The organism is Marinobacter salinisoli, assembly GCF_017301335.1.
GTDB classification, from domain to species: Bacteria; Pseudomonadota; Gammaproteobacteria; order Pseudomonadales; family Oleiphilaceae; genus Marinobacter; species Marinobacter salinisoli.
Genome location: NZ_CP071247.1, coordinates 3,093,684 through 3,119,853, shown reverse-complemented (window position 1 = coordinate 3,119,853; position 26,170 = coordinate 3,093,684). Strand labels below are relative to the sequence as shown.

The following is a 26,170-nucleotide window of genomic DNA, read 5'->3' as shown; positions in this document are numbered from 1 at the left end:
TACTGAAACGCCTGGGTGATGGATCAAGAATGGCGTACTGACGGGAGGGGAACGGCAAAGGAAAGGCGACCGGGTCGTCAGCTGGATCCTCTCCTGACGACCCGGGTGCAGGTGAATTGCAGACTCGACCCGTCCGCAGGAGGGTCAGGCAGGCGTGAAACCTCAACCTCAATTTCAGCTTCAACGCCCTCTTCGTGTTGGTAGCCCCGGATTTCATCGGGCATTCTTTCCCAATCCGCGCCCGGAAACCGTTTGACGAGCAAGAAATCCATCAAACCTTCGCCCTCCGAGGTAATGCGATGGGGGGCGATCAGCCATTTTTCGGTTTTCATGACGCTTGATTATCTCCGTCAGGGACTAAAATAGGCGAGGTCAGGTATTAGAAAGTCTGGAGTGGGAACTCCAGTATGGGACCCTCTTCTCATAAGATAGTGAAAGATCACGCCCCGTGTAGGCTGTTCCGCCAGCAAATTATCCCGTCTTAATTGGTGTGTCTCTTTAATAACCGCATCAGTCCCTTTCTTATGATGAAACTTGCATTTCTCATCTATTGTGTTTTTTTAGTATGGGGTGCTGAATTCGGATATTAGCGCTTCTTCCCGATGGATTTTTTGCTCTTTATTAGAATCTGGAATTTAAAAAGATTGCGTGGGCATTGAGAGACTGAAAATAAGCAGAGTTCGTTGCCACCGGTCGGTGGATGTCATTGCAGATTTCAGAGCACTTTAGATCGGGTGATTATTTAAGACCGAAATAAATAACGGATAAAAATGGCAACGTTAGGGAGGCGCCAATATGAACTACAAGTCGACGGTAAAACTTCTGTTTTTGGTGGCAGCGCTGCTGGCAAGCACGATTAGCCAGGCGCGAACAGCGTCAGTGAATGGCATTCATTTATATTATGAAGACGTGGGTTGGGGGAAACCGCTGATCATGCTGCATGGTGGTTTTGGCGATTCCGATATGTGGGACCCCCACACGGCTCTGCTCCGTTTCCATTACCGGGTCATCAAAATTGATAGCCGGGGCCACGGGCGATCAACGGATATTTACAAGGACGACGAGGCCGAAGGGGGTCGCATTACCTATCAGCTTATGGCCAGAGATGTGTTGGCGTTGATGGATAAGCTGCGCATCGACAATGCGCATTTCGTCGGCTGGAGTGATGGTGCGGTTATAGCTGCAGACATTGCCGCAACTCAGCCCCATCGGGTCGATCAGTTGATGCTGTTCGGCGCAGCTTTCGGTGGCAACGTCTACAACCCTGGGTTTCAGTCGCTGCTGAACAGCGAAAATCTGTTCAAGGATTTCATTGATCTCACCTACCGGGCTGCATACGAGGCGAAAAACCCCAAACCTCGCTGGACGAAGTTCCGGGACGGCATGTACAAGCTCTGGACCACGCCGTGCTATTTGGTCAGCATGAATCCGGACAATTGCCTGGAACCACTGGGTGGCATCAACTCGGCCACACTGGTGGTTGTCGGCGAGGATGAAATCGTTAGTTTTGCTCACACCCTCGATGTGGTGAACGCCATTCCGGATGCCAGCCTGCAGGTTGTCCCTCTGGCCGGCCATTTCTTTCCCGAAACCCAGCCCCTCAGGGCGACCGCCATCATCACCAACTTTCTGGACTGAGTTAACGGATGGCCGGCGATCTTCAAGACCGTCGGCGATTCAGACATCGGTTGTTCAGGTTTTCACGCACACGAAGAGCGCATTCCCGGAAGTCCCGTCCCAGGGCAGGATGCGCTCGTAGTCGTGCTCGAAGATGTGCACGTCAAAGTAGGGAGCGAGCAGACGGCTGAAGTCTGCGAAGCTCAGCGCGACCATGGCGTGTTCGTCGTGCCACAGCTGGCTTGTATCGTCGGTCAATTTCTGAATGCTGAGTTTCAGCGATTGCCGGTCACCCGACCCTTCGTAATGCCACCCGGAGCGGAAGACAAAGGTATTGTCCTCATGCGTTGTGCTATGGCCGACAAAGCGGGTGTTATCGATCTTGGTTTTGTCCACCGCGTTAAAGCAGAACACGCCGTTGGCGCTCAGGGCGCTGTGGGCACTTTGAATACAGGATCGCAGTGCGTCGAGTCCATTGCTGTAATGAATCGAGTAGAGGAAACAGGTAATCAGGTCGAACGATTGCTCGAAGCGAAAGTTACACATATCGAGTTGCGCGAACTGTGCTTCTGGGCAACGCTGCAGGGCCCGGTCCAGCATTGGCTGGTTAATGTCCAGGCCATGGCAGCTGTAGCCAAAATCGATAAAGCGGCGCAGATGAGGGCCGGTGCCGCAGGCAAGATCCAGATGGCGCTTTCCATCATTTCCGAACAGCTTATGCAGCCTGCTCACGCTGGTGCTTTGCGCCTGGTAATCGATATCCGCGCACATCAGGTCGTAGTAGCCCGACAAGTCGGTGTACAGGGCATTCGGAGACATAGGTACCTTACGCGACAAGCGGGCAAATTGTGAGGGCGCGTATCGTATAGCAGCCCGTTCGTTGCGGGAAGCCGGGATACGCAGAATTCCTATCTGACACCGCCGCTTTCGCTGGCCACGGCGGATCGCTACACTTCAGTCTTATTTCCAATAAAAACAACCAGTCAGGATTGTCATGAATCGATCTGCCATTACGTTACTCGGGGCATTGCTGGCGACGTCGTTGGTCGGCTGTGACGGCACGCAGGACTTGGCGTCTGCGACCAGTGCATCTGGTCACAGCGCACCCACCGCCAGTACCCGTGAGGCCAATCAGCTGATGTTGCAGGAGCGGCCGTTCGCCAACCGTGAGGATTTTGACAATGCGCGCCGCGGCCTCATTGCGCAGGATCCGGAGCTGCTTGTCCTCGATAGCAATGGCGCCGAGGTCTGGGACATTCAGGATTACCAGTTCATTGACAGCGAGGGCGAGAACGCGCCGGATTCGGTCAATCCCAGCCTTTGGCGGCAAGCCGCGCTGAACAATATCCATGGGCTTTTCGAAGTGACCGATGGAATCTACCAGGTCCGGGGTTACGACCTGAGCAATATGTCGATCATTGAGGGCAATTCCGGCTGGATACTGGTTGATCCCCTGACAGCAGCGGAAACGGCGAGCAAAGCTTTTCTGTTTGCCAGGGAGCATCTGGGGGAAAAACCGGTTCGGGCGGTTCTGTTCACGCACAGCCATATTGATCACTTTGGCGGCGTTCAGGGTGTGCTTGAGCATCTCTCGGACGAGGAGAGAGCCAATCTGCGCATCATCGCTCCGGCTGGTTTTGAGCATGAAGCGACCAGCGAAAACATCATTGCCGGTTCCGCCATGGGGCGCCGAGCGATGTTCATGTACGGCAAGCGGCTTGCCCGTGATGCTCATGGGCACATCGGGACGGGGCTGGGCAAGTCTCCCGCCTTCGGAACCTATGGCTTTGCCAAACCGACCGATCTTGTGAGCGAAACCGGCACTGAACTCACGGTTGATGGTGTGCCCATGGTGTTCCAAATGGTCTCGGGATCCGAGGCGCCCGCAGAGTTCACCTTTTACCTGCCGGATCAGAACGCGTTTTGCGGTGCGGAATTGGTCAGCCGAAACATGCACAACCTCTACACGCTGCGTGGGGCAAAGGTGCGGGACGCTCGTATCTGGAGCGGCTTTATTGAGGAAGCGCGAACCCGGTTTTCCGCCGCAGATGTGTATTTTGGCAGCCACCACTGGCCGTTGTGGGGGCAGGACAACATTCAGGATTTCCTGGCCAAGCAGCGCGACACATACCAGTTTATCCACGACCAGACCGTTCGGTTAATGAATCAGGGAGCAACCCCCCGCGAGATAGCAAATCAGCTTCGGTTACCGCCGTCACTGACCACAGATTTCCACAATCAGGGTTACTACGGCACGGTGTCCCACAATGCCAAGGCGGTTTACCAGAATTACATGGGGTGGTTCAGTGCCAACCCGGCGCAGCTCGATCCTCTGCCGGAACCCGAGGTGGCAACCCGGTACATCAGGATGATGGGTGGTGCTCAGCAGGTGCTCGACAGTGCCCGGCAGGAGTTTGAACGGGCCGCGGGAATGGATGCCAGTGACAGCCGCGATACCTACCGTTGGCTGGCGGAGTTGCTTAATCACCTGGTGTTCGCGAAACCGGACAATCAAGAGGCCAAAGAGTTACTGGCACGGGTATACGACCAGCTGGGGTACCGGTCCGAGTCTGCACCCTGGCGGGATTTCTATTTGTCCGGGGCGTATGAGTTGCGCCACGGGGCACCAGAAGAAGGTCTCAATCCGGCCATGATGAGAGAGGTGTTGCTCCACACGCCGGTGTCGTTATTTTTCGACAGCATGGCGGTTAATCTCAATGCGGACAAGGCCGAGGACGAGCATCACACGATCAAAGTGACGTTCACCGACCTCCAGGAAAGTTATCTGCTGACCGTGCAGAATTCCGTTTTGCGCAATCGCCGTGTCGGTAGCGATACGCCGGCGGACGCCAGCTTGAACGTAACCCGTGAGATCTTCGTTGACCTGCTTGTTGGCAACGCCGGGCTCAAGGAATTGCTGTTCAGCGATGAGATCAGCTTTGAGGGTAGTAAGCTCGACCTGGTTGGCTTCTTCAGTCTGTTGGACAAACCCGGGGGCGACTTTAATATCGTTACGCCCTGAAGGCCCTTCCGCTATTGGCCCCGGCTAGAGCTCCGGGGCCAACGCCTGCACCCTGAGCCGTTCGGTACCGGAGAAATTGCGCTGAATCAGCATGGCGATAGCCTCGGCTTCGGCCCTGGCAGGCAAATTCTGCCGGGTGATCTTGGTTTTTTCTGCTGAAAACGCTCTCAGGCGTCGCTGCCAGTCGGCCCGCTGCTGATCCAGTTCTGCCAGGTTTGCAGCCGCTTCGTCCCCCAGCGTCTCGGCTCTTGCCTGGTAGATCTCGGCGGGGCTGGCGCCACCTTCCCGGAGCGAGCGCGCCAGATCGTATACGTCGGCGTGCCGGGTAGTGCGGTGCCGGAGTTCTCGTAACTGCGCCGGTAGCGTCTGTTCCAGGGCCTCCAGCGCTTGGCGCTTCTGGGTTTCGCTCAGGTTTCCGCTGTGAGACACCGAAAGATACTCCAGCGTGTAGCGATCCTGAACTGCCTCCAACCCGAAAAAGGCATCGCTTTCGGTGGCGACGAAGTGACTATTTCTGAGCGCCTGCAACTGCTGTTGCCGATAGCGCAGGACCTCAAGATCGAACCCGTCTGGCGTCAGCGAGGGCGCACTGGTTTCGGCAAGCTCGCCCACCGCAAGGCGATACGTTATGTAGCGGTCCAGCAGGTTTCGCGCCTGATCGAGGGCTTGAGGGCGGCCCGACAGAGTCTCGGAAAGCGCTTGATCGAGCCATTGCAGAACCTGCTCCTGAGAATGCTCCTGCAGGGCGGAGAGGTACATGTCGAACAGCTGTCGAAGATCCGCGTTGGGAACCAGATTGCCAAGGCTGTCCACCTCAAGGGATACGTAACTCAGGGTTTCCGCCAACTCGGCTGGTAATCGCGGGTTTTCTTGAGTGACAACCGCCGGCTGTGTTAACTCGGGCGGCGACGGGGAGCCAGGTGTTTCATGCCGGGTTTCGTGGGCAAGGGCGGGGGCGTCGGTGGTTTGGGTGGCGGGGCCAAACCATAAGCTGATAATCACCGCTGTGGCCGCGATAGACGGGAGAATGATCTTCGGGGTCATGGTCACAACTCCGGCCTGTGCGCCCCCATGGACGCACAGGCACTATGGCTCAGAGACCGGCTTTTTTGAGCCGATTTGCGTGGTTCTTGAACAGGGCTTCCGGGCGTGTCTCGAACAATGACACCAAACCAAAAAGATGGTTATTCACGTCGATGTGGTTCATCCGGTAATTGTCCCGAATGACCTTGCCGAAGTGGCTGGAGCATTGGCCTGTAATGCCGTCGCTGGGCCCGCTGACGGCCAGACCGGTCGTGGTGAACAAGGCATCGGAAAGGTCAACGCCGGTGGTGAACGACGAGGTGCCGCTCCAGGAGTAGAGGCGGATGCGATGGCCGTTGATGGTGACTTGAGATGGTCCCTCTCCGCAATCACTGGTGGGGACCCCGGCGGGGAATTGGCGGTTGAAGGCAGCCGACCCGGCCTTGTTGAATTCACCCAGCATGGCGTAGATGTCAGAGTCGTCGCGTTTGTTGTTGGACAGCAGGTTGACCAGATCTCCCACTGCATTGGCGAATGCTTCAAAGGCGACGCCGCGAAGGGTGCTTTCCGGGACCACGCCGGTGATCAGATCAGCCACCGGCGATCCTTTGTGGGGGGAGTGGAGGGTCGTCACCGAAGCGACCAGATCCGGCCTGACATTCATCACATAACGTGAGGTGACACCGCCCTGGCTGTGGCCCATGAGGTTGAACTTGCTGATGCGTCCACCGGATGCCGCGCGGATTTCGTCAAGCTGTTCAATCAGAGATTCTCCGCGCAGCGCGGAGCTGTCGAAGGCGTTGACCTTGGGCACGAATACCGTCGCACCCTCGGACTCGAGCACAGCCGGAATGCGATACCAGTAATCAATACCGGCAATGGTGTCGAAGGCGAAAATGCCCGGGACCAGCACGATGGGGTGTTTGGTTTTTGCCTCGTTCCGGTCGAACCATGAACTGAAGAAACCTGCCTGAGCCGGCAGGGTGGTACACAGGCATACGGCCATCATGGCCGCGACGAAGAGTGTTCTCATGTTTTTCCCTTGTTATTGAAATTGTTATGGCTGCATGTGCAGCTTTCTGCGATTGTTTTTGTTACTGCAGGATGGCTACAGCCGGGCTGGGAAGTCCCAGATACCATCTGGCTACATACCCTATGGCATCGTGTTTTGGGGTTCTTGTAAGAATTGATTGTTCGGGCTCAAGGGGCCAAAAAAGCGGGTATTGGTCACGAACTGGCCGGCCTGGTGAGGGTTCCTTGCCCGGTTTGCGTACTATGGACATGGCATCAAAAACAACAATGTCTGACACGCCTCCGGGCCTGGAATCTTGACAGCCTGAGGATTCCGGAGTGGCCTGGGGGCGGGTTCCTGGAATGTCGGGGGAGCTCCCGTGGAACACCAGCCATCACGGTCTGTTTTGTATTTGTGGCCTCGCCGTACCCTTCACGTGGGCCGGCCTGGGCGCGCCATCCAGTTCAGCCAGGCGGCCGCGTCGTTGACGGTCAGCCTGGATGCTCCTTTCCGTGTCCGGACGCCGACGATGGTGTCGCCCGTGCCGTGCACCAGCCTGCTGCTCCGGCCGGGGGAAAAAGCCACGGTGGATCCGGGCACGGCGCGAGTGGGAACCTGTTATCTCGACGCGCTCGGACAGGATTACCGGTTGCTGCTGCCTCAGATGAGGGCGCATGAATCCGGTCTTTATCGTGGCTTTGTCAGGGAAGCGGAACTCCGGGATCTTTGCGAGCTGATGCTCAATGCGGCGAAAGATGATGGCAGCGGTTTTGAGGCGCTGGAGCATGTCATCAATCCAGAAGCTGAGCCTTATCCGGACGTGGACCCCCGGGTTGCGGCGGTGGTCGCAATGATCCGTGATTCGGTTGCCGAAAATCGCTCGGTAAAGGACCTGGCGGAGGCGGTAAATTTATCGGTTCCCCGGTTGGTTCAGTTGTTCCGGCAGCAGGTCGGTGTTCCCATCCGTCGCTATCGTCAGTGGCACAGACTGTTCGTCACGGCGATCAATGTGGCCCGCGGACGTTCGCTGACGGATGCGGCGATTCAGGCGGGATTTACCGATTCTGCGCACTTTTCCCACACCTTCAGGGCTACCCTCGGCCTGCGGCCTTCCGAGGTGTTAAGCGAACTGGTCCGTACGCGATTGGTGGTGCCGGCGGATCTGAGTGCGGATACGGGGGTGGCCAGTTCCCCCGCTCAAGCCGGGGCTTAGCAGAGTGTTAAATCTTGCCGCAGCGCACATGCGGTTCGAGTGCATCCGGTACAATGCGGTCTGTTGCTACCGTTTTTGAAAGGAACCCAGAAATGACCGAGATTAATCGTAACGCCCCTGTACTGGTTACCGGCGCGACCGGCTACGTTGCCGGCTGGCTGGTAAAGCGTTTGCTGGATGAGGGCATGACCGTTCACGCCGCTGTTCGTGATCCAAGTGCTTCGGACAAGCTCCAGTTTCTGAACCGGCTGGCCGAGCAGGCACCCGGTGAAATCCGGTATTTCAAGGCCGACCTGTTGCAGGACGGAAGTTACGCCGAAGCCATGGAAGGATGTGAGCTTGTGTTCCACACCGCCTCACCTTTCGTCCTCGACGTGAAAGATCCACAAAAAGAACTGGTGGATCCGGCTTTGCGGGGCACCCGCAATGTGCTGGAGCAGGCAAACAAGACGCCAAGCGTCAAACGTGTGGTGGTGACCAGCAGTGTTGTGGCGATTTATGGCGATAACGTCGATTTGCAGTCCCTGCCTGATGGCACACTGAATGAGTCGGTCTGGAACACCAGTTCCTCGGTAAGCCACCAGCCCTACGCCTATTCCAAGACGCTGGCCGAAAAGGAGGCCTGGAAGATAGCCGAAGGGCAGAAGCGATGGGACCTGGTCACCATCAATCCCGCCCTGGTTATTGGCCCCGGCATTAACCCGCGGGCGACCTCGGAAAGTTTTAACATCGTCAAGCAAATGGGTAATGGTTCCTCAAAACCCGGTGCGCCGCGCATGGGGCTGGGTGTTGTGGATGTCAGAGATGTGGCAGAGGCCCACTTCCAGGCTGGATTTAATCCGGAGGCCAGCGGGCGTTATATCGTTTCGGGGCACAATACCGACCTTGTGGAACTGGCTGGATCGTTGCTGGATAAGTACGGCGACCAATATCCGATTCCACGCAAGGCGTTGCCGAAGTGGCTGGTGTGGCTGGTAGGGCCACTCGTCAGCAAGGGTACTACCCGGCGGATGATCGCCCGGAATGTGGATCTTCCGTGGCAGGCCGATAACAGTAAGGGCACCCGGGAACTGGGGCTGTCGTACCGGTCCATGAAAGAATCCATGGAAGCCATGTTCCAGCAGATGATCGACAGCGGGCAGTTGCGCAAACGCTGATAAATCCCGTCAAACACCGGGGTGGCATCATCACCCCGGCTTGCAACGCCCCAAAAAAAACCGCGGTTTTCAGCCGCGGCAAGGGGTTGGTGATCTTCAGCGGTTGCCACGGTCACTGGCCCGTCATGTGACGGGTCACTGCCTGAACCACGTCGGGGTGGCCAATCAGGTCATTGTGGCCCAGGCCCTGCGTTTTCAGCAGCTGGGACTCTGTCCAGTTACGATGGACCAAGTGGCTGTGCGATGCCGGCACTGTCTGGTCGTCCTCAGCAACAACCACCAGCCCCGGCTGCTCCAGATCTGACGCCAGATCATGCAGAGCCAGCCTGTTCCAGACATCTTCACCAAGCCGCTCTTCCAGATGTTGGCGGTGACTGGCCAAGGCGGTATCCGAGAGGCCCAATTCAGCGCCAAATTGATCCACGACATCGGAATAGGTGGCTGGTGGCGCCAGCATGGCTACGCGATCGGCTTCCAGACCATCCACAAGTGCCCGGCCGGCAGCGATACAACCGGTTGAGTGGGCAATAATGCCGTAAACGGAGCCCAAATGGTGGCCTACTTTGGTCAATACCTCGGTCATTTCGCACAGGTCCGTATGTGACCCCTGAGCACGACCGTGGGCCGGTGCATCGTACAGTGCCACGCGGTACCCGGCCTCCACGAGCGGCTCTACATAGGCGCCAAACTGAATGCCGGAACCTGACCAGCCATGCACACCGACGATGGTTGGCCCATCGCCCCAGCAATATACCGGGAGAATGTTATTGCCATAGTGCAGTTGCGTGTGGCTGTCGGCGTCATCCAGCAGGTCCTCAAAGGGAATGGGCAGCGTCGGGCGATGGGGGGTGAACGCCATTTTTTCGATCAGGCGCTGTGCGCCGTCAGTGGACACTTTGGCGTAAAACTCAAGCCCAAAGGCCAGCGCGTCGTGCTGGATGTCCTTTAATTTGGGGGGGTGTCGGACTGAGCCGTGGGCAAATTCCGACAGGTTTCCGAGATGAATCTTCATGATTGTAGCCTCCCTCAATCCGACCGGTTGGCCGTATGAGTATGAGATGTCAGTGTCAGGGTACGCCTTGCCGTCCGTCCGGTGCAGTGTCATATTTGACATAGTCAAGGCCAAAAAGGACATGGCCGTGATAGAGATCGCTATCGTTGCCCTGCCACGTTGTCACGCGTCCGGTATACACGGTGTGCTGGACTTCTTCGTCACCGCCAATTTTTGTCACGAAGCATTGATGGCGGGCAGTGAGCCTTTATTCGACTGCCATATCGTCAGCCTGGACGATGAGCCAGTGCGGGCATACAGCGGTGCCCTGGTTGTGCCCACCACCCGTCGAGAAACCTTTGCCGCTGATGTTATTGTGCTCGGTTCGGGTTTGGAGACCGTGGGTGAATCGGAAGATCTCGACCACTATCTTGAGAAAGTCAGTTCGTTGAACCCATGGCTGAAAAAGGCCGCCGACCGAGGTGCGTTGCTGGCGAGTGTCTGTACCGGCAGCTTCGTGTTGGCAGAAGCCGGTTTGTTGACAGGACAGGTAGCGACGACGCATTGGCGAGCCGCCGCGATGTTTCGTCAGCGCTATCCGGAACTGAAGCTGGATGAGAATCAACTTCTGGTTGATAACGGACAGGTGGTCTGTGCCGGTGGAGCTTCGGCTTTTATCGACCTGTGCCTGTATCTTGTTGAACGTCTGTCTTCACCAGCAATTGCGTCGGCCTGCAGCAAGTTGCAGCTACTGGAGGGCGGACGTGTCGATCAGACTCCCTACATGATCTTCATTGGCAGTGATGCGCATAATGACGCCGCTATACAAAAGGCTCAAAACTGGTTGGAGCAGCATTTCGCCGATAACATTGCCATCGACGACTTGGCCAGTGTTGCTGGCCTGGGAGCACGGACCTTCAAACGCCGGTTCAAGGAAGCAACGGGCGAATCGCCTTTGAGCTATTTGCAGCAGCTGCGGGTCGAAGCGGCCAAGCACCTGCTGGAGTCAACCCAGCAACAAACGGCGCAGATCAGCTGGCAGGTGGGCTATGAAGATGCCAGCTCCTTCCGCAGGCTGTTCAAGCGCACAGTGGGTTGTACCATGGAGCAGTATCGAAAGCGGTTCAGTTACGCGGTGCCGAAGGAGTTGAAGGCCCAAGCCTGAAGGAAAGCCTTTGGGGCCACCTCAAAGCGATTAACAGGCTTGATCATCACCGACGCACGATGTTCAGAGAATCCGCTTCTTCACGTAGCGTCCCGGGGCCGGCTCAATCACCTCCAGCTTCCGATCCCCCGGAATTCGTGCTTCCACGTCATCACCCTGAAATTTACTAACCCAGTCCTGCCAGTTTGGCCACCAGGAACCGTGCTCGTGAGTGGCGCCGTCGAACCAGTTTTCCGGGGTGTCGGCTTCCGTGTCGTTTACGTAGTAGCCATATTTGCCCGGCTCGGGCGGGTTCACGATACCGGCGATGTGGCCAGACTGCCCGAGCACGAAACGCTTTTCGCCAGAAAACAGCTTGTAGCCCGCGTAGGTGGATTTCCACAGGGCAATGTGGTCCTGCTGAGCTGAGACGAACATGGCCGGTGTGTCGATGCTCGACAGGTCGATGGGGGTATCGGCGATGGTCAGCGCGTTCGGTTCCCGCAGCTTGTTGTTCACATACATTTCCCGCAGATAGTACTTGTACATGGCTGCCGGCAGGTTGGTGGAGTCGGAGTTCCAGTACAGCAGGTCGAAGGGCAGGGGTGGCTCGCCCTTGAGATAATTGTTAACAAAGTACGACCAGATCAGGTTGTTCTCTTTCAGGCTTGAGAAGCTGAGCGCGATAAAACGGCCATCGTAATAGCCAATTTTTTCAATGTAATTCTCGAGTGCTTTGATCGTGGCGCTGTTGAGGTAAACGCCGATTTCCCCCGGATCGGCAAAATCCAGCAGGGTGGCGAAGAAGGTGGAGGATTTTACCCGGTTGTCGCCGGCCTTTTTCAGGTGGGCGATGGCTGTGGCCAGCAGGGTTCCACCGACACAGTAGCCAATGGTGTTCAGTTCATGCTCGCCGGTGGCGGCCTCGACCGCGTCCATGGCTTCCAGAACGCCTTCCTGAACGTAGTCTTCGAAAGTGGTTTCCCGGTAGCTCTCATCCGGGTTTACCCACGACATGATGAATACTGTATGGCCCTGGCTGACCAGCCAGCGCACCAGCGAATTTTCAGGCGTCAGGTCCAGGATGTAGTACTTGTTGATGAACGGCGGCACGATCAACAGCGGAGTCTGATGCACCTTTTCGGTGGTCGGCTGATACTGAATCAGCTGAAACAGCCGGTTCTCGTACACCACTTTGCCGGGGGTGGTGGCGATGTTAGCACCCACTTCGAAGGCCTGGTCGTCGGTCATGGAGACGTTCAGCAGCTGCCGGCTTCGCATGATATCCCGATAGAAGTTTTCCAGGCCCTTCACCACGCTGAGCCCCCAGGTTTCGCGGCATTTGCGAACCGCTTCGGGGTTGGTGATGAAGAAATTGGTTGGCGCCAGCGCACTGATGAACTGCCGTGTCATGAAGCTGAGCTGGCGCCGGTTCTCTTCGGTCAGGCCGTCCAGGTCGTCGGTCAGCTTCTCAAGATATTCCGAATTGATCAGGTACATCTGGGCGATAGCGTAATACAGCGGGTTGCGCGTCCAGGCGTCGTCATCGAACCGGTGGTCGCTGCGCTCAGGCGCCACCACCGGCTCGACTGGCTGGCGCATGGCGTTGAGGGCTATGTTTTGCGTCAACTGCCAGTAGCGTCGAGCGAGCTCGCTGTTGTCTTGCATCACCTTGGTAGGATCGACAATGGCTTCCCGAAAGGCGGCAGTCAGGCTGGTGGTTACGTCCATCACAAACGAGTTGTCCGGGGTGAGCGTCTTCGCCGGGTTCAAGCCCTTGAGCACCATTTCCTGTGACTGTTTCATGAGGGCAGAAGCGTGCCTCACGTAGTCTTTCGCGAATCGGGTGACGGATTCCATGGTTTTCCTCAGTAATCGAACGGGTTCTGACCAGCCCCGGAGGCTTCTGGTAGCTGGCCAGAATCAGAGAGCCGGGTTTAGTTGCTTGAGGCAGAGGGTTTCTTTGTGCCGGCAGACGCCTGTTTTGCCGGAGCGGCTGGCTTGCCACCGGTTGCAGGTTCGTCTTCAGACTGGAACACCTGGCCAGCGTCTTTGCGGAAGTCTTCGGCTACTTTGGAAAACTGTTTGAAGTCTTCAGATACGCGCTCTACCAGTTGGCTGAAACGCTGGGGCTGCTCTTCAACGAAGCCCTTGATGCCGTCGAAGTCGCGGATTGCGGTGGCAGACTTGGCCTGTTCTTCCAGCAAACCCATATAGCCGTGAAGGCTGGCGATCTGGGCATCTACCAGGCTTTCACAGGTGTTCATCACCAGCTTGTTCAGGCGGGTTACAGGCTCTGCTGAGAATTTCAAAGTGTCCGTAAACATGAATCAATTCCTTCTGTTGAGGTTGGGGGGTATTTCGGGAGCCCGGTGGCCCGGGCTCCGTCGATCATCGGAAATCCAGCATCAATGCATGAACATTCCACCGTTGATGGGGAAGTTGGCGCCGGTGATAAACGCGGATTTCTCGTCTGCCAGGAATTCGACCATTCGGGCGATTTCCTGGGGGTGGCCGAAACGACCGACCGGAATTTGCGCCTGCAGCTTGTCGCGAACGCCCTCATCAATGGCCATCACCATGTCGGTGCTGACGTACCCTGGCGACACGGTGTTCACCGTGATGCCCTTGCGTGCGGTCTCCTGAGCCAGGGCCATGGTGAATCCATGAACGCCGGCCTTGGCGGCAGAGTAATTTACCTGGCCAAACTGACCCTTTTGGCCATTGATGGAGGAAATGTTTACGATGCGGCCATACTTCTGTTCCAGCAGGGTATCCAGGAAGCACCGGGTAACGTTGAAGACACCGTCCAGGTTTGTATGGATTACCTGCTGCCAGGCATCCAGAGGCATTTTTTTCATGACTGAATCACGGGTGATACCAGCGTTATTCACCAGCACATCCAGGCGACCATAACGCGCCAGAAGATCCTTGGCACCGTGTTCGCAGCTTTCGGGGCTGGAAACGTCCATCTGTACCAGATCGACCTCAATACCCTCGCCGGCCAGCGTTTGCTGCCAGTCTCGGGCCTGAGCTTCCCGATTGGGATTCCGGTAGGTGGTGACAACCTGATAGCCGGCCTCGCTGAGGGCTCTGCAAATTGCTTCGCCAATTCCGCGCGTTCCGCCCGTAACGAGAGCGACTCGTGAACTTTCCTGATTCGCCATGATGCAGCCTCCTTGTTTTTATTGACGCTTCATTGAACTGCAAACTGAAATGTTAAAAATTGTCTCAGATCACATTGGCCCCAAAGGCGTGGCATTTTTTGCAGGTCTCTTCAGTTGATTTGAGCTAGATCAAATTGGCGAGCGCCTATCAGACTGAAGCGATGAATGCTGAGTAACGAATGTCTGCTTTCGGAGCTCAGGCACCATGCCTGATTAGCAGGCAGGCACGAGCCAATTCACAGGGCGAGGCATGGTATTCTCTGGCAAATCTGTGCTGGGGGCTTTATCGCTGGCACACGTGCAACTGAGTGTACTGATGAGAGGGTTCTTCTCTGAAGGCAACCTAATCCTCCCACAACGTAGACATCCACTATGCTAGCATTCGAATTAAAAAAGCTCATCGGCCTGATGCTGATGCCCATCCCTCTTACCCTCGCGTTGATGACCTGTGGAATCCTGATGCTCAGGGTCTGGCCGCGTATGGCGAGACTGACGCTTGTGACCGCGGCGGCCCTGCTGTTTCTCACCAGTTGGGCGCCTGTGGCCAACCGGTTGGTGGGTGTGATCGAGGCTGAGTATGCGGCCTTTGATCTGTCTCAGACGGTGGAGGTTGTGGTGGTCCTGGGGGGGTGTCATAGCAGTGATCAGCGGGTTCCACCCGCGGCCCAGCTCTGTTCTTCGTCTCTGTACCGGCTGATCGAGGGCCTTCGGATACTGCGCGCCAATCCGCAGGCCGAGCTGTTTGTCTCCGGGCACGCTCGAAACGACCCGGTTCCCCATGCTGATATGGTCGCGAAAATTGCCAGCGACATGGGAGTTGAGGAAGGCAGAATTCGCCGGTTTCCGGAACCAAAGGACACCGGGGACGAGGCCGAGCAAATGAAACCGTGGCTGGAGGGCAAGCGCTTTGCGTTGGTCACTGAGGCTTCCCATCTGGCACGGGCAATGTGGTTTTTCGAGCGCCATGGCCTGGAGCCAATACCTGCGCCAGCCATCCGCCTCGGCAGTGAGCAACCGGACCTGAGTGTGCAAGCCAGCAATCAGCTGAAGTCGGAGCGAGCATTCTACGAGGTGTTGGGCATGCTCTGGCAGCGGCTGGTTGCATTACTGGGTTAATCACCACCTGGTCGTGGACGATGCACCGATGCCAATGCTGCCCGGCCGCTTGAGAACATCGAGCATCACAATGTGATTAGCCATTCACTGGCGGCTCCGGCGAACGCAGTTGGCGTAGTAGGTGGTGGTTGCCGGCCAGTCTGAGAAAATCCCGATTACGCCAACATCGCGGGCCAGGGCATCAATCACCTCGAAAGTGTCGCCATCCCGGTCAATGGCGTCGGTGATGGTCTGGTGATACCAGCCACCGCCGCTTGTCAGCGGGCCACTGCGCTCCACTGTCCAGGCCACTATGTCCAGCCCCGCCATGCGGGCGTTTTTCGCGTAGCTGGACGCCACAATGTCGCCGCGGGCGTTCAGGCTCAGCAGCTTCCAGAGCGCAGGCCCGATGATGTTAATTCCTTGTGCTTTCAGCCTTTTCATGGGTTTGAGGTAGCTGCTCTCAGGCGTGATGGCATTCATATCGAGAAGCACTGCCTGGCGCCCGAACGCCGGCATCTCGGTAACCCAGAACAGCACGTCAGCAAGATGGAACGATTGCGGCCAGACGTCGCCCGGGGGTATGCCCGCCTCGATGTAGTCGTTGATCATCTGGCGAGCATAGTCCTGCTGGCTGTAGTCGTTCTCATAAGGCATAGCGACCACCGGCCGCTTCAGCTCAGGAATGAACTTGACGCCCAGTTGCCTGAACAGCTCGATACTCTCGCGGTGGCTTAGCAGAGTGCCATCGCTGGCATACAGATCGGTTCGCCAGTTGGCGGTGCCGTTGAGGTACTCGTCTGGTGTGGTGGCGTCGGGGTTGTAGCCATCCATCTTGCCCCGGAGGGTCTTGAACTCGGCTAGAGTGATGTCACTGGTGCGGCATTCGGCCCTGGCGGGAGTGCCTGATTCGGGATCCGCAGGGACGAATGGCTGGGTGCATTTGGCGTTGAGTTCCGGGATCGTCACGATGTTGGTTGTGGTGTGCAGGTCGTCCTGGGCATGTCGGCAGACCAGCTGCCGGTCCCTGGTGAAGGTGACGTCACACTCAATCATGCCGGCTCCCATTCGGGCCGCAGCAACGTAGGATTCGCGGGTGTGCTCGGGGAATTGCAGTGGCGCACCCCGGTGACCGATGGAGAAGTCACTGGGTTTCATGGCGTCGGTTTCGCAGGATTCGAGCTGTCGTTTGAGCGGGCTGTCTTTCATGTTGTCGACCAGATACATCGGCCTGGGGCCGAGCTCAACCGCTTGTTTGGTCCGGTCGTCGGCCTCGCCATGGGCGGCAAAGCCCTGACAAGCGAAGAGCAGCGTCAGCAAGCCCCTTTTCACTCCCGTGGAACGGCGCATTTTCGGCTCCTTCTGACTATGCAGCTCAGGATTGTCGGGCCGGCCTGGCTGGCCATTAATGCGATGATAGGGCTATCTCGGTGCGATGAATGCCCTGATCTTTCCCGCAGATGGCTAACCATCCTTGTGCAGATCGAACAGCTGTCGATACTGCTTTCGGGTTTTCAACGCAAACAGCGCCAGCACTGCGAGGCCCAAAATCCCGGCCAGAACGAGCATTGTGGCATATCCGGTAAACTGGGCGATCACGCCACCCACCGCACCGAATACGCCAGCGGTGATCACCTGAATCGACGCCTGTAGGGTGAAATCCGTTCCGGCCCAGTCTTTCCTGCACAGGTTCATCATGACGGCAAACAAGGCAACGGTTGAGCAGCCGTCAGCCAACTGTTCCAGCAGACCGATGCTGTAGACGCGCGCCACGTCCGCACCCGCCGTGGCGACGCTTGCCCAGGCCGCCATGGTGGCCGCCTGGGCAAGCCCGGCGTAGATCAGGCTGCGCCGGCTGCCAAACCGCTGATAAAGCCAGCCGCCCAGAACGGCGCCCAGCAGGCCGGCTAAAGTCGTGATCAGGGTAAAGGTACCGATGTCTGCGGAGGTCCATCCGCCGTCGGTGAGCATGGGGCGAATCATTCCAGAGCCCATGGCGTCGGCGATTTTGTAGCAGGCCAGTATCGCTATCCAGAACGCCATGCCGGGGCGGTGCAGAAAGCCGACGAACCCTTCCCGGAAGGGCTGAGTGTTGTCCTGCCGAACCTCATGGGCATGCGTGGGGTCAATGGCTTGTCCAGATAGTGGTGCTCGCATGGGGGCGTAGCGACGGACAAGCAGGTACAGCACAATCAGCAGGGTGGCCGGAATGCCAATGGCCGCGACGTGCGGCAGTTGCTGGGCGAGCATCAGCAGCAGCGCACCACCGGCTAACATTCCCACTTTGTAGCCGGCAACCTGAACGGTATTCGCGTGGCCGCGCCACCGTGCCGGAATCCAGCGAACGGAAAGCCCATCGGTCACGATATCCTGAGTCGCCATCAGAAGGTTGATGGTCAGCACCAGTGCCGTTACCAGAAACAGGGTGGAGCCGGCAGGTGCAAGCCCAATCCAACCCAGAGCGAACAGAAGCAGGGCTGCTGGCAATTGCAGGCGCGTGAGCCACTGGGCCGGCGCGGTGCCGCGTTGCAGGCTCTGATCGATTTTCGGCGCCCACAAGACCTTGAGTACCCAGGGTAAGGCCAGCAGTTTGAGTGCGCCAATCCAGGCCAGGCTGACGCCGGCTTCCCGCCAGAACACGGGTAGGGCGTGAGCAAAAAGCCCGGAGGGAAGCCCCTGCGCCAGGTAAAGGGCACCGAGGGTGGCGAGTGTCATGGGCAGCGGATAGGCGGAGTTAGGACGATCCATCGTGTGCTTTGCCGTTGGTGGGTCGGGAGTGTGTGGTCATGCCTGAAAGCGGGCCAAGCCGATCATACCTACAAAATTCCGTTTGGAGTGCTAAACCTATAGCAAACGTAATCCCGATGAAAAAAGGAGTCTGTATGTCTTACACCATCAACCGAGTGATTCAGGGTGCCGGTTTCGAAGAAATCGACGAACGTACCCGCAGGGCGCTGGCAGACAAGGGATTTGGCGTGCTGACGGAGATCGATGTCAAAGCCACCATGAAGAAAAAGCTCGACAAGGACATGGACGCCTATCGCATTCTGGGTGCCTGCAATCCAACTATGGCATGGCAGGCCATTGGTGTGGAACCCAGGGTGGGGGCCATGTTGCCCTGCAACGTGATTCTTCGGGAGATACCGGAGGGTATTGAGGTCAGTGCGATTGATCCCCTGTCGTCCATGAGCGCGATCGACAATGATCAGCTGAAACAAGTCGCGGGGCAGGTGAGGGATATGCTGGCGGAGGTTGTTGAGGCGATTTGATATCGGCTCAACGGTTATGACGTTACTTTCGGCCCGCGGCGAACAGGTATTGCCCCGGGCCGATTCTGGCCAGTGGTTACTTACTTCGCGGTGGTGACGTATCTCAGAATCTCAACCACTTGCTCGGGCGTCTGAGCCCAGGCCATGGCCGCAGCGTCCACTTCCTTCAGAGGGTGAATGATGTCTTCGTCGTGAAGGGTGATGTAAGGGGTGTCCAGCGCGGCGCAGTAACCCGCATCAAACGCAGCGTTCCACTGCTTGTACTTGTCACCAAACCGGATCACTGCAAGGTCGCATTGCTCAATCATCGTCTTGGTGCGGATGCTGTTCACCTTGGATGACTGGTGATCACGCCAGAACTGTTTTTCCGGCTTGCCCAGCAGGTCTCCAGCCGCGTCGCTGGCGTCGTGGTCGGTCACGGGCGCGGTAAACTCCACCGGCAGGCCTGCCTCGTGAGCGCCGGCCTGAATCTGCTCACGCCAGTCAGTGTGAATTTCGCCGGAAAGGTATACGGTCCAGATCATGGAATTTGCCTCAGTCGTTACTGGATGGTGTGATTTGTGGAGACGGTCAGAGCACTGACCCGTCTGTTCAAGCCATTGGTCGGCTGTCACGAACAAGCCGGATATTCGGGGAATGGGATCATGGATGACCGGGGGCGCTTCTGTCCATACCTACATGACCGACTGCACTGCTTCGTTGGCCGCGCTTTCAAGCGTGCCCCCAACCTGGTTTTGTTAACCGTTTTCTGCCTGCCACTCTTCAATTGCTTCTTTTGCGGATCTAAATGCCTCGATGCCCGATGGCATGCCGCAGTAGACAGCTGAATGTAGCAGGACTTCCTGGATTTCTTGAACAGTACACCCGTTACGCAATGCACCCCGTACATGACCCTTTAATTCGGTCGAGGCTTTCAATGCTGCCAGCGTAGCAATTGTTACCAAGCTTCGAGTTTGTCGGCTTATACCTTCTCTTGCCCATACCTCACCCCAGGCATTTTCGGTGACTAATTCTTGTAAGGGCATTGTAAAATCTGTTGCTGCGTTAAACGCCTTGTCAACAAACGCATCGCCCATTACTTCACGACGTATCGCAAGACCTTCTTGGAATTTCTGACTCTTATCGTTCATTCAATCTCCGGGTTCTTTGAAATGGTGACGCCAAGCTAAGCGGCGGCCCGGCCTGACAAGGCTGTCCGATGGAGGCCCTTTTGGGCCGGAAAAAACCTGAGCGACTTGGTAAAGGTTGTCATCGGGTTAACTTGAGGATCAGGTCGGATATGGTCCTTGCCCGCAGCAAAAGCCCTAACGAAATAAAAAGCTCAATCACAGTAGTGAGCATGGCTGCTTTGCTGTCGTTCCCTAAGTATAGGGCGGCATCAGAGTAGCTATCCTGGCTCATCTGCCAAAGGGTTATCCAGTAAACAGCGTCAGAAACAGTTAAGTAGAAAACGTAAACGCCAATTGCCAGCACCAGTACCGTAAGCAGGTCTTTTACACCTATGGGCTCAAAAGCCTGATCCAATTCAGGGCGAATAACAATGCGCGAGACCGTCATCGGGAAGAACCACAGCAGTGCCGATGCGATCAAAGGGCACAGAGTTGAAACCAAGGTAAAAGTAAAGGACAGCTCATAGCCTTGAACGTCACCATCCCTCAGCATCTCGATCAAAAAAGCGGACTGTCGAACCGCGTATATTGCCAATACGATCGCAAACAGCCGAACTAAAATTGCGAAATAGTGGGTAGGTTTCATTTGTACCTTTAACGCCTTGAATAAGCCGCCGAGTTGGCGCGGCAGCGGAATTAGCTATGAGCCCTACGTTTACCAAAGGTTGATAATCGCGCGCCAAAGACCGAACAGCATTTTAAATAGGTAGTCATTAGCGGTGATGAATCCCAAAGCACTCATACACGCGGTGAAGATGAGGACCGGATAGAACCCAGGCAGAAATCCAACCTGAAGATCGGTCATAACGTGCACGATAAAAACGTAGATCACCGAGCCTGTAATAAAGGAGCTAACAGCGCCGAAAAAAGCAAACGCCAACCTATCTCCAAGAGTGATTTTTTGGGCGTTTCTTCTCATAAAGACTCATAACGCCAGCCAGCATGCGCGGCCACGGCATGGAGGCGAAGCCGCAATGCGGTGGGCGTCGCGTGCCTGGCCTTGTTAGTTTCTTTGCAGATCCTTACTTAATGGCATCGCTCGAAGCAGGCTCATAGCCTCCCCAGAACCCCTTATGCGCCTGAACAAAATCTCCTGAAATAAGGCTGAAATTAACGATGTATGTGTCATAAGCGTAAGGAGAACTCCCGTTGGAATGACGAGAACTCTCATCAATAAAACCAAGCCGCAAACGACTTTTTTTCAGATCTTTGTCTAATATTGAGATGTCGAGATCGTAGAACACCAAATCATCCGGAGCGACCTTCGGATACTCCTTTTGAATATGGGCAATTGCGGCAGCTTTGAAGTCATCTACCTTGATTCCTTCGATGGCGTGCACACCAAAGGCCCATACGCATCCCAAAAACAGCACCAAAAACCTCATGACATACTCCTTAAAAACGAACAGCTGATTCAGCGACAAATGACGTATATCCCGCATGCGTATATCACAAAGCGGGGAAAACGCTCCATTCGCCTTCTTATTATTAATAATCAAAGATCTACGAGCACATCTTTGAATGCGTTGCGCCGGGATATACGCAGATTGTCGCTTTTTACGCACAATGCCGGTGCGCATATCCCAATATCGACTCACAGTACTATTCCATAACTTTCATAGGCTTGTAAGCCCTTGGGCCCTCAGTTAACGAAGTTTTGCGACAATTGCCGCTGATCTCCGGGAGGTAACCGTGCTCAACGAAGGGATAGAGCGCCGTCCGCCCCAATGTCCGCTTTTGTTGGGTGGGAAAATGGAGAGGGCCGGCCAGAACTGGTGACTTATGTCAGCTAACGTAGCTGGAGTGGCCAAAATAGGGTGATAAGAACAGTCGGAAACTCTGGCACCCAGAAGGTGGTACCCCCGACAGGACTCGAACCTGTTACCTTCCCCTTAGGAGGGGGACGCTCTATCCAGATGAGCTACGGGGGCATTTCGGTGAGAAGGGCGGTATGATAGCCGCCTGAGACTGATGGCTCAAGGTGTTACCGGTGCCCTTGTTTTGCGGAGCGAGTTTTGTCCGAACCTCTCAAACTAACTGTCGTTATGCCCGTCTGGCGCGAAGCCGCCGCAATTCAGCAAACCCTGCAAGCACTCCAGCCGTTGCGTCAGGCCGGGCATGAGGTGGTTGTGGTGGATGGCGGCAGTGACGACGGGACAGCGTCGCTGGCAGAGCCCCTGTGTGACCGGCTGGTATGCGCCGGCAAGGGGCGGGCCGTTCAGATGAACGCCGGCGCCCGGGTCGCCACAGGCAATGTCCTTCTCTTTTTGCACGCCGATACCCGATTGCCTGCGAGTGCGCTGAAGCATTTGCTCCGATTTAACGAGTCCGGCAGCGCCTGGGGCCGGTTTGATGTGCGTTTGAGTGGCCGGCGGCCGCTGTTTCGGGTAATTGCCTGGTTCATGAATACGCGCTCCCGTCTATCGGGAATCTGCACCGGCGATCAGGCCGTGTTTGTTCGGCAGGGGGTGTTCGAGGCGCTGGGTGGCTTCCGCGAGCAGCCGCTGATGGAAGATATTGAGTTGTCGAGGCGTCTCCGGCTGGTGTCGCGCCCCTATTGTGTCGATTCGCCCGTGATTACCGACAGCCGTCGCTGGGAAAAGCAGGGCCCTTGGCGTACGATTTTTCTGATGTGGCGATTGCGCTGGCGCTACTGGCGTGGTGAATCCCCGGAATCCCTGGCACGAGAATATCGATCGGATGTCCGCAATGCCTGAAAATCATCCTTCCTCTACGTTATTGATGCAGTTTGCCAAGTGGCCCGAACAGGGGCGGGTAAAGACCCGTCTGATGCCGGCTCTTGGCCCGGCAGGGGCGCTGGACGCGCACGTCCGTTTAACGCTGACGGTGCTGGATAACCTTTACACCACCGGGTATCCGGTGCAGTTCTGGTGGGATCGGGCGCCGGATCCTTCCTGTACCGATGGCGAAGTCATTGTCCGCAATCTCGAACTGACGGGGCTGGAGCAGAAGGTCCAGCAAGGCGCGAACCTCGGGCAGAGGATGTTCGCTGCACTCCAGGTTGCCCTGAAAGAACACAGCCGCGCCCTGATCGTGGGTAGTGATTGCCCGTCGGTGGACCCCCAGTACATTCGCGAGGCCGTGCTGAAGCTTTCAGAGGCGGATGTGGCGCTCGGCCCTTCCGAAGACGGCGGCTATGTGCTCATTGGCGCCAGCCGCGTGGTGCCGGGGATGTTGGATGGCATCGACTGGGGCACGCCTCAGGTGCTGGCGCAGACGTGTGCCCGGTTGAAAGAACTGGGGCTCCGCGTGCATTTGCTGGAGCCCCGGTGGGACGTGGATGAGCCGGAGGACTGGGAGCGGTTTACGCGCCTGCCCCTGAGCGAGGTGTAACCAGCGGCAGGTTCATCAGACGAACTAGCTCGCTGTCGGCATTTGCCGGTTCGGCGCCGGTAACCACCCGAAGGCTGTGTTGACGGTTCAGAACCGCAGTGCGGTATGTCTCCAGCAGCGCCTCTTTGGTCACGTTTTGCACCGCCTTGGCGAGCTGCTCCCTGGAATCAAACTGATCGTTGTTCCGGTCGATCTCCCGCCAGTATCGGTTGCTGATATCACCCAGTTTCCTGTCGCGCTCAAGCAGCGAACTGATCACCGCCTGTTTTTCCCTGGCCAGGCTGGCGTCATCCAAACCGTTGAGTCTGTCTTCAAACGCCGCAGAGAACTCCCGGACCGCCGCATCAATCTGCTGTTCGCCGGCCGTGGGTGACTGCACGACAAAGCCCAATGCCGGGGTTTCCAGCATCTCGAAGGGGGTGGCGTAAACAATGTAGCCAAGCTGCTGCTGGGTTCGGATGGCTTCGTAGAAGGGGCTGCTGATGATTTGTGCCAGCAAGCGGAATCGGGCGCGTTCCTTGTAGCTGGTGTCCGTCCCCTGCATGTAGAGGGTATACCCGGTATCCGGGTGATTCACGTTCATCGCCACGTCGGTTTCGCCGTCCGGCAGTTGCCGAACCCGGCTGCGCGGAACCTCGGTGATGGCATTGCCGTCCAGAACAACTGCCCGAACCTGGGCTGCCAGGTTCAGGGCGTAGGCCCGGGTCACATTGCCGTGGGCCAGCATTACCGGGTCGACCTGGGAGAACAGCGCCTCGGAGAAGGATTTCAGCTCATCCAGTGACACCGCCCGGGCCGCGATCAATTTGTCCTCGGTGCTCCAGACGCCTTCGAGCAGGGCGGTCTGGATGAATTCGGAGGTCTGCTCCACCGGGCGGTCCTTGGCTTTGTTTTCCAGACTGTCCACCAGATTTTGTCTGGCGATTTCAAAGCGTTGCTCGGTCAGGGCCGGGTCGGACAACTGGGCCAGTATCCGCAAAATCAGCGTATGCAGTTTGTCGCTGTATCCGCCAACCCGAACGGTGACGCCCCGCAGGTGCGGGTAAACGCTGTAATCCAGTCCGGCCAGCCGGGCCGAATAGGCCCAGGCATTGAGGTTGGTATTCACCGCGTCAACCAGTAACTGGGTCAGCACGCTGCTGCGGGCTGATGCGCGGGCCGCCGGAGTGCGCAGGCTGAGGTAGACGTTGGCTTTGGGCGTGCCGAAACGGGTGTCCCTTGCGTACCAGATGTCGAGCCCGTCCCGGGTGCCCAGCAGCATCGGCTCTGCCATGGTGTCACCGGTCACCATGTCCAGGTTCTCCGGGATGAACGGGTTGGCGGCCGGCAGGCGTAGTTGGGCCGCCAGCACGTCAGGTGCGCCGGATGTCAGCTCTTCGGTAGCCAGCGGGGTGAGTGCCCAGGGGGTCTCGTACCACCGGGTTTCGCGAGCCGTGGCCAGCTCCGGATCGGGCGCCAGAATAAACACCATGACGTTGTCCGGTGTCAGTTCGTCCAGGATCGCCTGATACTGCTTCGGAGCATAGCGTTCCAGCAGCCAGGGTGCGCTTAGCACCTCTTCATAGGGGTAGTGGCGCAACTGGCCGGCCAGTGACATCGCCTCGTGTACCGGGTCCCGCTGTTCCCGGAAACGGAAATCCATACGGGCAACCTGCTGCATTTCGTGGAAATACTGTTCGCTGATACCGGTCTCGCGAATGGTGTCGATGTATTCAAACACCAGCGGAAGAATGTCGTCGTGGTTAGTCAGCCCCTTGGGCGTGAGCGCCATGTTGATTTCCAGCGTGGCGTTGCTGCCGGTATCCATGCCCAGCCCTGCGGACAGGCCTTCAACCAGACCGGCCCGCTTGAGCACGTCAAGCAGGCTGCCCGGACCCTCATGACCCAGCAGGTTGGCAACGTAGCTGGCCGGCTTGGTGCGGTAGTTATCGTCTTGAGAGGGAATGGGGAAGGACAGGTTCAGTGAGCGGACGTCCTTGATGGCGTCGACGGTTACCTTGGCCGGCAGTTGCGCCTCCGTGTAGAGGGGCTCAGGATGCTTCAGTAACGTCAGTTGCCGGTTCTCGATGGCGGAAAATCGGGGGCGAACCATGCTTTCCAGCTCATCCAGCGACTGCGGCCCATACACGGCCAGGGTCATCAGGTTCGCGGAATACTGCGCTTTCCAGAAGTCGATCAGGTCTGGTCGCAGCGGATTTTCCTCGGTGTTTTCCAGTGTGCTCAGGTTGCCCACGGCAAACTGGCTGAAGGCGTGGTCCGGGTTGCTGCCGGCTTTTTTCACTGAATATAAGCGGCGTCCGTCTTCTTTCAGTTTGGATGTGAACTCCGAATGGACGGCGTTCCGTTCCCGATCCACCAGATCGGCCGTGAACAGCGGTGCGGAGAACTGTTGGGCAAAGCGGTCGAGCGCAGGTTCCAGGAACTTCGCTTCAACGTCAAAAAAGTAATTTGTGTCCTGAAACGCGGTAAAGGCGTTGTGACTCCCGCCGTGACTCTTGATGAACTGCTGGTATTCGCCGGCTTCCGGGTATTTCTCGGTGCCCAGAAACAGCATGTGCTCCAGAAAGTGTGCCATGCCTTCCCGGTCCCGGGGGTCGTTACCGCTGCCAACCGCAACGTTCAACGATGCGGCCGCTTTGTCGGCGTCCGGATCCGACACAAGAATTGCGCGCAGGCCGTTGTCCAGCTCAACCAGTCGGTAGTCGTTGTTGTCGTTGGGACTCTTCTGAAGCGACGTGGCTGCAACAGCCAGACTGCTGAACACCAGCAGGGTAAGCAGGGCGAGTGTCTGGCGAATGGGTGTCTGGATGCGTGCGTCTCTGGGGGTGCCGGTGCTCATAGTGCCTCTTTGTGTCCGGTGATCAACTAAGCTGCCAAGTGCATCAGTGCATCAGTGCATCAGTGCATCAGTGCATCAGTGCATCAGTGCATCAGTGC

Annotated in this window: 25 protein-coding genes and 1 tRNA gene; 9 read left to right on the top strand and 17 right to left on the bottom strand. The window is 57.1% G+C overall.

The features are described 5' to 3' along the window. Nucleotides 1-77: 77 nt before the first annotated feature. Nucleotides 78-332, bottom strand: a complete 255-nt coding sequence (locus LPB19_RS14240) for a DUF4377 domain-containing protein (protein WP_206643547.1) — start codon at nt 330-332, stop codon at nt 78-80. Between the two features lie 463 nt (nt 333-795). On the opposite strand from LPB19_RS14240, the gene LPB19_RS14235 reads away from it, so the two are divergent. Next, the gene (locus tag LPB19_RS14235) at nt 796-1,638 is read left to right on the top strand and encodes an alpha/beta fold hydrolase (protein WP_206643546.1); all 843 of its coding nucleotides are present in this window, start codon (nt 796-798) and stop codon (nt 1,636-1,638) included. A 54-nt stretch (nt 1,639-1,692) separates the two neighbouring features. Here the strand turns inward: LPB19_RS14235 and LPB19_RS14230 are convergent, their stop codons facing one another. Continuing rightward, a complete protein-coding gene (locus LPB19_RS14230; protein ID WP_206643545.1) occupies nt 1,693-2,436 on the bottom strand; it encodes a class I SAM-dependent DNA methyltransferase in 744 nt (247 codons plus the stop codon). 175 nt (nt 2,437-2,611) lie between these two features. Here LPB19_RS14230 and LPB19_RS14225 point away from each other — a divergent pair, with 175 nt between their 5' ends. Then, a complete protein-coding gene (locus LPB19_RS14225; RefSeq protein ID WP_206643544.1) occupies nt 2,612-4,639 on the top strand; it encodes an alkyl/aryl-sulfatase in 2,028 nt (675 codons plus the stop codon). Between the two features lie 24 nt (nt 4,640-4,663). Here LPB19_RS14225 and LPB19_RS14220 read toward each other — a convergent pair whose 3' ends face one another. Together LPB19_RS14220 and LPB19_RS14215 are read right to left on the bottom strand one after the other, a co-directional pair. Continuing rightward, entirely contained in the window at nt 4,664-5,683 is a 1,020-nt protein-coding gene (locus LPB19_RS14220; RefSeq protein ID WP_206643543.1) for a lipase secretion chaperone, read from the bottom strand. Nucleotides 5,684-5,732: 49 nt separating this feature from the next. Next, nucleotides 5,733-6,695, bottom strand: a complete 963-nt coding sequence (locus LPB19_RS14215; RefSeq protein ID WP_206643542.1) for an esterase/lipase family protein — start codon at nt 6,693-6,695, stop codon at nt 5,733-5,735. Between the two features lie 358 nt (nt 6,696-7,053). On the opposite strand from LPB19_RS14215, the gene LPB19_RS14210 reads away from it, so the two are divergent. Continuing rightward, nucleotides 7,054-7,887 carry a helix-turn-helix domain-containing protein gene (locus LPB19_RS14210; RefSeq protein ID WP_206643541.1) on the top strand — a complete coding sequence of 278 codons (834 nt, stop codon included), beginning with the start codon at nt 7,054-7,056 and terminating at the stop codon, nt 7,885-7,887. A gap of 92 nt (nt 7,888-7,979) precedes the next feature. Continuing rightward, nucleotides 7,980-9,044, top strand: coding sequence for an NAD-dependent epimerase/dehydratase family protein (locus tag LPB19_RS14205; protein WP_206643540.1), 1,065 nt, complete (start codon nt 7,980-7,982; stop codon nt 9,042-9,044). A gap of 112 nt (nt 9,045-9,156) precedes the next feature. Here LPB19_RS14205 and LPB19_RS14200 read toward each other — a convergent pair whose 3' ends face one another. Then, complete coding sequence (locus tag LPB19_RS14200; RefSeq protein ID WP_206643539.1) at nt 9,157-10,056, bottom strand: alpha/beta fold hydrolase; 900 nt, start codon at nt 10,054-10,056, stop codon at nt 9,157-9,159. Between the two features lie 127 nt (nt 10,057-10,183). Here LPB19_RS14200 and LPB19_RS14195 point away from each other — a divergent pair, with 127 nt between their 5' ends. Beyond that, nucleotides 10,184-11,200 carry a GlxA family transcriptional regulator gene (locus tag LPB19_RS14195; RefSeq protein ID WP_206643538.1) on the top strand — a complete coding sequence of 339 codons (1,017 nt, stop codon included), beginning with the start codon at nt 10,184-10,186 and terminating at the stop codon, nt 11,198-11,200. A 63-nt stretch (nt 11,201-11,263) separates the two neighbouring features. Here LPB19_RS14195 and phaC read toward each other — a convergent pair whose 3' ends face one another. The 3 genes from phaC to phbB form a co-directional block, all read right to left on the bottom strand. After that, entirely contained in the window at nt 11,264-13,039 is a 1,776-nt protein-coding gene (gene phaC / locus LPB19_RS14190; protein WP_206643537.1) for a class I poly(R)-hydroxyalkanoic acid synthase, read from the bottom strand. Between the two features lie 77 nt (nt 13,040-13,116). Continuing rightward, nucleotides 13,117-13,506 carry a phasin family protein gene (locus LPB19_RS14185; protein ID WP_206643536.1) on the bottom strand — a complete coding sequence of 130 codons (390 nt, stop codon included), beginning with the start codon at nt 13,504-13,506 and terminating at the stop codon, nt 13,117-13,119. An 81-nt stretch (nt 13,507-13,587) separates the two neighbouring features. Continuing rightward, the gene (phbB, locus tag LPB19_RS14180; RefSeq protein ID WP_206643535.1) at nt 13,588-14,346 is read right to left on the bottom strand and encodes an acetoacetyl-CoA reductase; all 759 of its coding nucleotides are present in this window, start codon (nt 14,344-14,346) and stop codon (nt 13,588-13,590) included. Between the two features lie 372 nt (nt 14,347-14,718). Between phbB and LPB19_RS14175 the strand changes: the two genes are divergently transcribed. After that, a complete protein-coding gene (locus tag LPB19_RS14175) occupies nt 14,719-15,462 on the top strand; it encodes an ElyC/SanA/YdcF family protein (protein WP_206643534.1) in 744 nt (247 codons plus the stop codon). Between the two features lie 84 nt (nt 15,463-15,546). Here LPB19_RS14175 and LPB19_RS14170 read toward each other — a convergent pair whose 3' ends face one another. Continuing rightward, the gene (locus LPB19_RS14170; RefSeq protein ID WP_228289125.1) at nt 15,547-16,791 is read right to left on the bottom strand and encodes a glycerophosphodiester phosphodiesterase family protein; all 1,245 of its coding nucleotides are present in this window, start codon (nt 16,789-16,791) and stop codon (nt 15,547-15,549) included. 114 nt (nt 16,792-16,905) lie between these two features. Then, the gene (locus LPB19_RS14165) at nt 16,906-18,189 is read right to left on the bottom strand and encodes an MFS transporter (RefSeq protein WP_206643533.1); all 1,284 of its coding nucleotides are present in this window, start codon (nt 18,187-18,189) and stop codon (nt 16,906-16,908) included. A 134-nt stretch (nt 18,190-18,323) separates the two neighbouring features. On the opposite strand from LPB19_RS14165, the gene LPB19_RS14160 reads away from it, so the two are divergent. Then, nucleotides 18,324-18,710 (top strand): DUF302 domain-containing protein, encoded by a 387-nt coding sequence (locus LPB19_RS14160; protein WP_206643532.1) that lies wholly within the window; start codon nt 18,324-18,326, stop codon nt 18,708-18,710. A gap of 80 nt (nt 18,711-18,790) precedes the next feature. Here LPB19_RS14160 and LPB19_RS14155 read toward each other — a convergent pair whose 3' ends face one another. The 6 genes from LPB19_RS14155 to LPB19_RS14130 all read right to left on the bottom strand — a co-directional run bounded on the left by LPB19_RS14155 (nt 18,791) and on the right by LPB19_RS14130 (nt 21,810). Further along, on the bottom strand, nt 18,791-19,234 hold the full coding sequence (locus LPB19_RS14155; RefSeq protein ID WP_206643531.1) for a YtoQ family protein: 444 nt from the start codon (nt 19,232-19,234) through the stop codon (nt 18,791-18,793). Between the two features lie 213 nt (nt 19,235-19,447). Next, nucleotides 19,448-19,840: a carboxymuconolactone decarboxylase family protein gene (locus LPB19_RS14150; protein ID WP_206643530.1), complete on the bottom strand. Its 393-nt coding sequence runs from the start codon at nt 19,838-19,840 to the stop codon at nt 19,448-19,450. 118 nt (nt 19,841-19,958) lie between these two features. Continuing rightward, nucleotides 19,959-20,465, bottom strand: coding sequence for a hypothetical protein (locus LPB19_RS14145; RefSeq protein WP_206643529.1), 507 nt, complete (start codon nt 20,463-20,465; stop codon nt 19,959-19,961). 69 nt (nt 20,466-20,534) lie between these two features. Then, the gene (locus LPB19_RS14140; protein ID WP_206643528.1) at nt 20,535-20,798 is read right to left on the bottom strand and encodes a hypothetical protein; all 264 of its coding nucleotides are present in this window, start codon (nt 20,796-20,798) and stop codon (nt 20,535-20,537) included. A gap of 103 nt (nt 20,799-20,901) precedes the next feature. After that, nucleotides 20,902-21,477, bottom strand: coding sequence for a hypothetical protein (locus LPB19_RS14135; protein ID WP_206643527.1), 576 nt, complete (start codon nt 21,475-21,477; stop codon nt 20,902-20,904). Between the two features lie 256 nt (nt 21,478-21,733). Further along, a tRNA-Arg gene (locus LPB19_RS14130) sits at nt 21,734-21,810 on the bottom strand. A gap of 84 nt (nt 21,811-21,894) precedes the next feature. Between LPB19_RS14130 and LPB19_RS14125 the strand changes: the two genes are divergently transcribed. Both LPB19_RS14125 and LPB19_RS14120 read left to right on the top strand, forming a co-directional pair. Further along, nucleotides 21,895-22,596: a TIGR04283 family arsenosugar biosynthesis glycosyltransferase gene (locus LPB19_RS14125; protein ID WP_228289124.1), complete on the top strand. Its 702-nt coding sequence runs from the start codon at nt 21,895-21,897 to the stop codon at nt 22,594-22,596. Then, the gene (locus LPB19_RS14120) at nt 22,589-23,233 is read left to right on the top strand and encodes a TIGR04282 family arsenosugar biosynthesis glycosyltransferase (RefSeq protein WP_206643526.1); all 645 of its coding nucleotides are present in this window, start codon (nt 22,589-22,591) and stop codon (nt 23,231-23,233) included. The genes LPB19_RS14125 and LPB19_RS14120 overlap by 8 nt, the downstream gene beginning before the upstream one ends. Here the strand turns inward: LPB19_RS14120 and LPB19_RS14115 are convergent. Further along, on the bottom strand, nt 23,205-26,072 hold the full coding sequence (locus LPB19_RS14115; RefSeq protein WP_206643525.1) for an insulinase family protein: 2,868 nt from the start codon (nt 26,070-26,072) through the stop codon (nt 23,205-23,207). The genes LPB19_RS14120 and LPB19_RS14115 overlap by 29 nt on opposite strands. Nucleotides 26,073-26,170 lie beyond the last annotated feature (98 nt).

Excerpts from the sequence above, each read along its gene's own strand:
- LPB19_RS14240 (WP_206643547.1), bottom strand. The coding sequence starts at position 332 with ATGAAAACCGAAAAATGGCTGATCGCCCCCCATCGCATTACCTCGGAG.
- LPB19_RS14235 (WP_206643546.1), top strand. The coding sequence starts at position 796 with ATGAACTACAAGTCGACGGTAAAACTTCTGTTTTTGGTGGCAGCGCTG.
- LPB19_RS14230 (WP_206643545.1), bottom strand. The coding sequence starts at position 2,436 with ATGTCTCCGAATGCCCTGTACACCGACTTGTCGGGCTACTACGACCTG.
- LPB19_RS14225 (WP_206643544.1), top strand. The coding sequence starts at position 2,612 with ATGAATCGATCTGCCATTACGTTACTCGGGGCATTGCTGGCGACGTCG.
- LPB19_RS14220 (WP_206643543.1), bottom strand. The coding sequence starts at position 5,683 with ATGACCCCGAAGATCATTCTCCCGTCTATCGCGGCCACAGCGGTGATT.
- LPB19_RS14215 (WP_206643542.1), bottom strand. The coding sequence starts at position 6,695 with ATGAGAACACTCTTCGTCGCGGCCATGATGGCCGTATGCCTGTGTACC.
- LPB19_RS14205 (WP_206643540.1), top strand. The coding sequence starts at position 7,980 with ATGACCGAGATTAATCGTAACGCCCCTGTACTGGTTACCGGCGCGACC.
- LPB19_RS14200 (WP_206643539.1), bottom strand. The coding sequence starts at position 10,056 with ATGAAGATTCATCTCGGAAACCTGTCGGAATTTGCCCACGGCTCAGTC.
- phaC (WP_206643537.1), bottom strand. The coding sequence starts at position 13,039 with ATGGAATCCGTCACCCGATTCGCGAAAGACTACGTGAGGCACGCTTCT.
- LPB19_RS14185 (WP_206643536.1), bottom strand. The coding sequence starts at position 13,506 with ATGTTTACGGACACTTTGAAATTCTCAGCAGAGCCTGTAACCCGCCTG.
- phbB (WP_206643535.1), bottom strand. The coding sequence starts at position 14,346 with ATGGCGAATCAGGAAAGTTCACGAGTCGCTCTCGTTACGGGCGGAACG.
- LPB19_RS14175 (WP_206643534.1), top strand. The coding sequence starts at position 14,719 with ATGCTAGCATTCGAATTAAAAAAGCTCATCGGCCTGATGCTGATGCCC.
- LPB19_RS14170 (WP_228289125.1), bottom strand. The coding sequence starts at position 16,791 with ATGCGCCGTTCCACGGGAGTGAAAAGGGGCTTGCTGACGCTGCTCTTC.
- LPB19_RS14165 (WP_206643533.1), bottom strand. The coding sequence starts at position 18,189 with ATGGATCGTCCTAACTCCGCCTATCCGCTGCCCATGACACTCGCCACC.
- LPB19_RS14160 (WP_206643532.1), top strand. The coding sequence starts at position 18,324 with ATGTCTTACACCATCAACCGAGTGATTCAGGGTGCCGGTTTCGAAGAA.
- LPB19_RS14155 (WP_206643531.1), bottom strand. The coding sequence starts at position 19,234 with ATGATCTGGACCGTATACCTTTCCGGCGAAATTCACACTGACTGGCGT.
- LPB19_RS14150 (WP_206643530.1), bottom strand. The coding sequence starts at position 19,840 with ATGAACGATAAGAGTCAGAAATTCCAAGAAGGTCTTGCGATACGTCGT.
- LPB19_RS14145 (WP_206643529.1), bottom strand. The coding sequence starts at position 20,465 with ATGAAACCTACCCACTATTTCGCAATTTTAGTTCGGCTGTTTGCGATC.
- LPB19_RS14140 (WP_206643528.1), bottom strand. The coding sequence starts at position 20,798 with ATGAGAAGAAACGCCCAAAAAATCACTCTTGGAGATAGGTTGGCGTTT.
- LPB19_RS14120 (WP_206643526.1), top strand. The coding sequence starts at position 22,589 with ATGCCTGAAAATCATCCTTCCTCTACGTTATTGATGCAGTTTGCCAAG.
- LPB19_RS14115 (WP_206643525.1), bottom strand. The coding sequence starts at position 26,072 with ATGAGCACCGGCACCCCCAGAGACGCACGCATCCAGACACCCATTCGC.